General features: G+C 56.9%; 7 protein-coding genes. 5 read left to right on the top strand and 2 right to left on the bottom strand.

What is annotated here, in order from left to right; genetic code table 11:
- Positions 1–72: 72 nt before the first annotated feature.
- The gene (locus AB7F49_RS37910) at positions 73–741 is read left to right on the top strand and encodes a hypothetical protein (RefSeq protein ID WP_428532723.1); all 669 of its coding nucleotides are present in this window, start codon (positions 73–75) and stop codon (positions 739–741) included.
- Between the two features lie 130 nt (positions 742–871).
- Entirely contained in the window at positions 872–1120 is a 249-nt protein-coding gene (locus tag AB7F49_RS37905) for a helix-turn-helix transcriptional regulator (RefSeq protein ID WP_428532720.1), read from the top strand.
- Positions 1121–1157: 37 nt separating this feature from the next.
- Here AB7F49_RS37905 and AB7F49_RS37900 read toward each other — a convergent pair whose 3' ends face one another.
- Entirely contained in the window at positions 1158–1769 is a 612-nt protein-coding gene (locus AB7F49_RS37900) for a hypothetical protein (protein WP_271029908.1), read from the bottom strand.
- A gap of 849 nt (positions 1770–2618) precedes the next feature.
- Between AB7F49_RS37900 and AB7F49_RS37895 the strand changes: the two genes are divergently transcribed.
- Genes AB7F49_RS37895 through AB7F49_RS37885 form a run of 3 tightly spaced genes read left to right on the top strand, consistent with a single transcriptional unit; the run spans position 2619 to position 4994 of the window.
- Entirely contained in the window at positions 2619–3329 is a 711-nt protein-coding gene (locus AB7F49_RS37895; protein WP_428532717.1) for an AAA family ATPase, read from the top strand.
- Positions 3292–3618: a ribbon-helix-helix domain-containing protein gene (locus AB7F49_RS37890; protein WP_428532714.1), complete on the top strand. Its 327-nt coding sequence runs from the start codon at positions 3292–3294 to the stop codon at positions 3616–3618. Before AB7F49_RS37895 ends, AB7F49_RS37890 begins: the two co-directional genes overlap by 38 nt.
- Before the next feature lie 47 nt (positions 3619–3665).
- Positions 3666–4994 carry a UDP-glucose dehydrogenase family protein gene (locus tag AB7F49_RS37885; RefSeq protein WP_428532711.1) on the top strand — a complete coding sequence of 443 codons (1329 nt, stop codon included), beginning with the start codon at positions 3666–3668 and terminating at the stop codon, positions 4992–4994.
- Between the two features lie 31 nt (positions 4995–5025).
- On the opposite strand, the gene AB7F49_RS37880 is transcribed toward AB7F49_RS37885, so the two are convergent.
- Complete coding sequence (locus AB7F49_RS37880) at positions 5026–5283, bottom strand: hypothetical protein (RefSeq protein ID WP_428532708.1); 258 nt, start codon at positions 5281–5283, stop codon at positions 5026–5028.
- Between the last annotated feature and the right edge of the window lie 86 nt (positions 5284–5369).

Below are 5369 nucleotides of genomic sequence, written 5' to 3'. Positions count from 1 at the left end.
ACGCAACTTAGTTTACATGCGACTGAAGCCATGAGATGACCGTTCCGGCGCCGCTCGAACTCGCGAGTCAGCATGACGAAACCCGGCAAACCCGCAGAGCAGACTAAGGCGCGCGCCGGAAGCACGCCGAACATCCGCGTTGCAACGCCGGGACGGCATGCAGAGACGAGCGAAAGCAAGCGTATGACGAGGTCCGAAGGCCCGCCCGAACCGCTCGATCGGGAGCGCCTTCGCTCGTTCCTCGCCGCTTCTCCTCCGACCGCTCCAAGGCGCGATGCTGATCGTCCGACGTTTCTGAGCGATGCGAAGGCCGCGTTCGAACGTGCTGCCGATGCGGACGGGCTCGACATACAGCAGCGCATGGCCGCACTTCGGGAGCTATTGCAGACCTACGAAGCCCGAACGGCCTCAACGCTTCCGTTGCCAAGCAAAGCCCCCCAGTTGTGGGTGGACCGCGATCCTGCTTTGAAAGAAAATCCGGCCGCGTTTGCCCGCCGCGTCTACGGGCCATGGATTGGTACTGGCTTTACCCGTCCGCAGCTCCGCGCGCTCGATGACGCCCTCTACCACGCCCTTTCGGTGTGGGAGCACCGGCATCCCGAGGATGCCATTAAGGACCTCCCTACCCTCGCCGAGGTCATCGACAGCAAGATCGCCAGGTTGACCGACGAGTTCTCGCCCGACGAACTTCGCAAGCTCGGGGCGACCCTGCAGACGCGGCTGCGGCGCAAGAAAAACTAGACTGGACTTTTTTATCATTGCGCGTTATGACAATGACGCCGGCCAGAACAGCCGGTCGTGTCGCGTTGCCTCCCGACAAACCCCGATACATGCAGCTGACGCCCCTCCCCCGGGCGCAAAAGGAGCCCCCATGCTTGAACCGAACATGAGCAGCATCATCCTCGCGGATCTCAAAATCCTGACCAAGAAAGAGTTGAGGGAAATCGTCCCTTACACGCCCCAGCACATCCACAGGCTCGAAAAGGCCGGCAAGTTTCCAAGGAGACTGCAGCTCGGTGCCAACAGGGTCGGCTGGAAGCTCTCCGACATCCAGGCCTGGATCGACGGCAGGACATCGCCGGCAGTCAACTACCTGGAAGACGACGAGATCCCCTATTGAAGCTGCCCGCCTCCGAGGCTCTCGGGGGCGGGTTTCTTTACGGAATGGGCGCGAAATCCGGCAGCGCCAACGGTAACGATGCCTGATCCGACTCGGCTTGACGCAACTTGTAGCCCTTCACGAAGGCGAGACGGTCACCGTTGAACATGAAGCGGATGTTGACGAAGAACTGGCCATCAATGGTGCTTCGGTACAGGAAGTCCTTGTCGAGCAGTTCGCGTAAGCCGCGAAAATACGTGGTCTTTGGCAGGTTATGGTCCCGCGTGCTGAGCAGAACCGAATCCTGACCGGGCCGCTCGCGCAGTTGATTGTAGACAATCTCGAAGACTGCAAGCCCTGCCTTCGAGAGGCCGGCCGCCTGTTTCAAGCCCGCCAGATAGAGCTTCACAAAGCGCTCCTTGTCGACTTCCTCGAACTCATACGAGATGGCCCCTCCCCGCCCCAGAATCTCCCCGGTGCCGTTATCGACCACGAAGCCTTTATGCTCATCACCGATTTGTACGCGCTTGGTGCGGGAAATCTCGGCGCTGCTGGGAATTGAGGGATTCACCCGATATAACGGGACCCCGTGTTTCGTGGTGACGGCTTCGGAATGTAATAAATTTCCCATTTTTGACTCGTGAAAATGAAACTGTTGTTCCAACAACATGAACAACAATTCCCAATAAGGCAAGTCGAATTTGGGAATTTATTTCAATTATCCGGGAATTAATTTTCTGAATCTGGGAGTCGCTATGCCGGATTTCTGCGCCTCTCACGAGATTCCCTTCTTATCATATAAAAAGGGGGCGGCGCGAAGCGCTCCCATCCCACAGGGGGCCGTAGCGAGCGACGCCCCTCCCCGAAGAGAATGCGAAGGGTAAAACCTTGCCATTAAGGCCCTCCATCATCCTAATCGAGAGAAAGTGGGCTTGCCAGGAGGGTGCTAATCCAAGCACCTGCCTCCAAAGGGCGCCACTGACCTCAACCAAGATCTTGAGCTCAAACGCCTCTGCTGCTGCGTTCCAAGCGTTGAAGCGGCCGACCCTCCCCAGCTCATGCATATCGGCTACGAACGATAAAGCCATAACCCCCTGCCGACTGATGCAAATTGAACTTCTTCGTTCCGAACATCAGATGGGTTGCCTGCCGCACCGTCAGCCTTGCAGATAAGTCTCAGAGACTGGATGTCCATTTGCTGAATTGCTGACTGGAAGAAATAGTGACACCTCGCCGTGTCCTCACTCTCATATCTCTACTCCGAGACAATTAGATATCTACGCATATCGGCATTCCGTAATAATTACATGTCGTGCAGACTGCATGCATACGGCTCGACATGCTGAAAGGCAGTATCCATCTAAACCCTGCAGCTCGACATTTATTCGATGTTAGATCGCTGCATTCTGAAATGCATACAATTCAGCATGGAGAGATAAAGGCAATTAGAAATGACTTGCCAACGAAGAACGAATCTTCAACCATAATTGCAGATACACCCAAATGTAGACATCGCAACATGAAGACACTGAGCTTTATCTGCCAAAAGGGAGGGACCGGAAAAACGACCCTCGCGCTCAACATTGCCGTCGAGGCCATGCGCCGTGGCTTCACCGTGGCGGTCATCGACCTTGATCCCCAACCAAGTGCATGCGCCTGGAGCGATCTGAGAGCCACCCGTGACGAGCCCGTCGTCATTGACGCGAAACCCTCGCGACTAGCAGCAGCCGTCGAGACCGCACGAGCGCAGGAAGGTCTCGATCTTCTGATCATTGATACCGGCGGCCGAACGGAGGAGGGGGCCTTTGCCGCCGCTAAAGCTTCCGATCTCGTCATGGTCCCCGTGCAGCCTTCCGCCGTCGATCTCAAATCGATACCCGCTACGAGGGATCTGATCGCAATGGCAGGTGCGCCGAAGGCGCTCGCTGTGATCACGCGCACGAAGCCTTTCGGCACACGTCACAAAGAAAGCGCCGCGTGGCTCGATCAATCGAGGATGCCCGTAGCAAACACTGTCATCGGCGACCGCATCACCTTTCAGGACGCCTATGCGGCAGGGCAGGGGGTCTCCGAATACGCGCCGTCATCGCGCGCAGCCGATGAGGTTGGAGAACTATTCCGGGATATCGCAAGCCGGCTGGGGTTGAAGTCAAGAAGACAAGTCAACAAGAAGAAACGTGGAGTTGTAGACAATGGCAAGCAAACGACCAAACCTCGCCGCGCTCGTTGAAGCAGCGGGCAGCGTACGCATCGAGCCGGGCCGCAAAGCTGTGGCACCGGCGCCCGCGAACCAGACGGAAAGCGGGGCAGGTGAGGGGAGCGGCAAACCCCATGCCCCGTCACGGATGGGACAGAAACCCATCACGGCCTTCTTCCCCGAAGAAGTCCGCGTTCAGCTCAAGATGATGGCCGCTGAACAACGCCAGAGCATGGAGAGCCTCATAGGCGAGGCGCTCAATGACTTGTTCGCGAAGTACGGCAAGCCGGAGATCATCGGCGCAAGGTCCCAAGTTCAGTAATTCGCGCACAATCACGCCAACCCCTTACGCATTCTATTTCATAGACGATGAAGATCACGATTTTTGGCTCTGGATATGTGGGTTTGGTAACCGGGGCGTGTCTGGCCGATATCGGCCACAACGTCATGTGCGTAGACCGAGACGAAGCCAAAACCGAAGCGCTCAAGCGCGGTGTCGTGCCCATTTACGAGCCGGGCCTTGATGCCAAGATCGAAGCGAACGTTAAAGCCGGCCGCCTGCATTTCACGACCGATGCCAAAGAAGGTGTGGAACATGGCCGCGTTGTTTTCATAGCTGTCGGCACCCCGCCGGATGAAGACGGATCCGCCGATATTTCCGCCGTTCTGGCGGTTGCCAAAACCATCGCCATCTACATGACGGAACCGACCATCGTGGTTACAAAATCCACGGTCCCCGTGGGCAGCGCCGATCAGGTGCGCGATGTGATGGAACAGACATTGAAGGCGCAAGGCAAAACCGTACCATTCGATGTGGCATCCAACCCCGAGTTCCTCAAAGAGGGCAACGCAATCGAGGACTTCGAAAAGCCCGATCGCATTGTGGTGGGCGTAGCCAATCACGCAACGGCCGAAGCCCTGCGCGGGATTTACGCGCCGTTCAACCGCAGATCCAACCGCATGGTGGAGATGGATATCCGCTCGGCCGAGCTTACGAAATACGCGGCAAACGCCATGCTGGCCACCAAGATCAGCTTCATGAACGAACTCTCCAATCTTGCTGATGCACTGGGCGCCGATATCGAACAGGTGCGTGTGGGCATCGGGTCCGACGCGCGTATCGGGTACCACTTTATTTACCCGGGCGCAGGCTACGGCGGCTCGTGCTTCCCCAAGGATGTAAAGGCGCTGGCCGCCATGGGCCGCAAAAAGAACGTGCCCGTCAAACTGGTCGAAGCGGTTGAAGACGTGAACGAACGCCAAAAGCTGGTTCTGGTCGATAAAATCGACAAGCACTTCGGCAAAAAGGACCTTGCAGGCAAGGTGTTTGCCTTGTGGGGGCTTGCCTTCAAACCCGCGACCGACGACATGCGCGAGGCCCCCAGCCGCGCCATCATGGAGGCACTGTGGGCACGTGGCGCCATCGTCAGGGCCTATGATCCGAAAGCGATGGAGGAATGCCACCGCATTTACGGCGACAGGGCTGATCTGGTTCTCTGCGCGTCCGCAAACGAAGCGGTAACCGGCGCTGACGCGCTGGTGGTCGTGACGGAGTGGAAGGAGTTTCAGGCCATTGACGCCGAGGATCTCAAAGCCCGTATGAAAACACCCGTCATATTCGACGGGCGCAACATCTACGATCCCAAGAGACAGGCTCAGTACGGGCTCTTGTATTACGGAATCGGCCGCGCCGCGTGATCTGGCTCACCGGTACCCTGGTGTGCCATTCTCAATGGCCGATTTCATCAGATGATGTCGCGCAGTAGAGTAGAGCTCCAGTCTTCCCGTTTTCATCTGCAAGCTCGCTCATAAGCTTTCTTCCTCGCATAAGTGCCTTCTCAATCTTGGCCCGTTCGCGCGCGGGCATCTTACCATCGCCCAGTGCAGCAATAAGCTTGTTCGTCGCGGCTGCGGCATCTGCGAGAGCAGTGCCCAACCGTTCATGCCTGAGGCGGAACTCGTCCAATATCAAAGCGAAATCACTCATAAATCACCAATGAATAGAAATATGAAAAATCATTGCTCCCTACACAGCATATTGAATCTACATATCGGACGTGCCAAAAACAACTG

This window comes from Pseudorhodoplanes sp. (assembly GCF_050250235.1).
Classification (GTDB): domain Bacteria; phylum Pseudomonadota; class Alphaproteobacteria; order Rhizobiales; family Xanthobacteraceae; genus Pseudorhodoplanes.
Note: the sequence above shows the minus strand (reverse complement) of the source record. Positions and strands in the feature narration are given on the sequence as shown.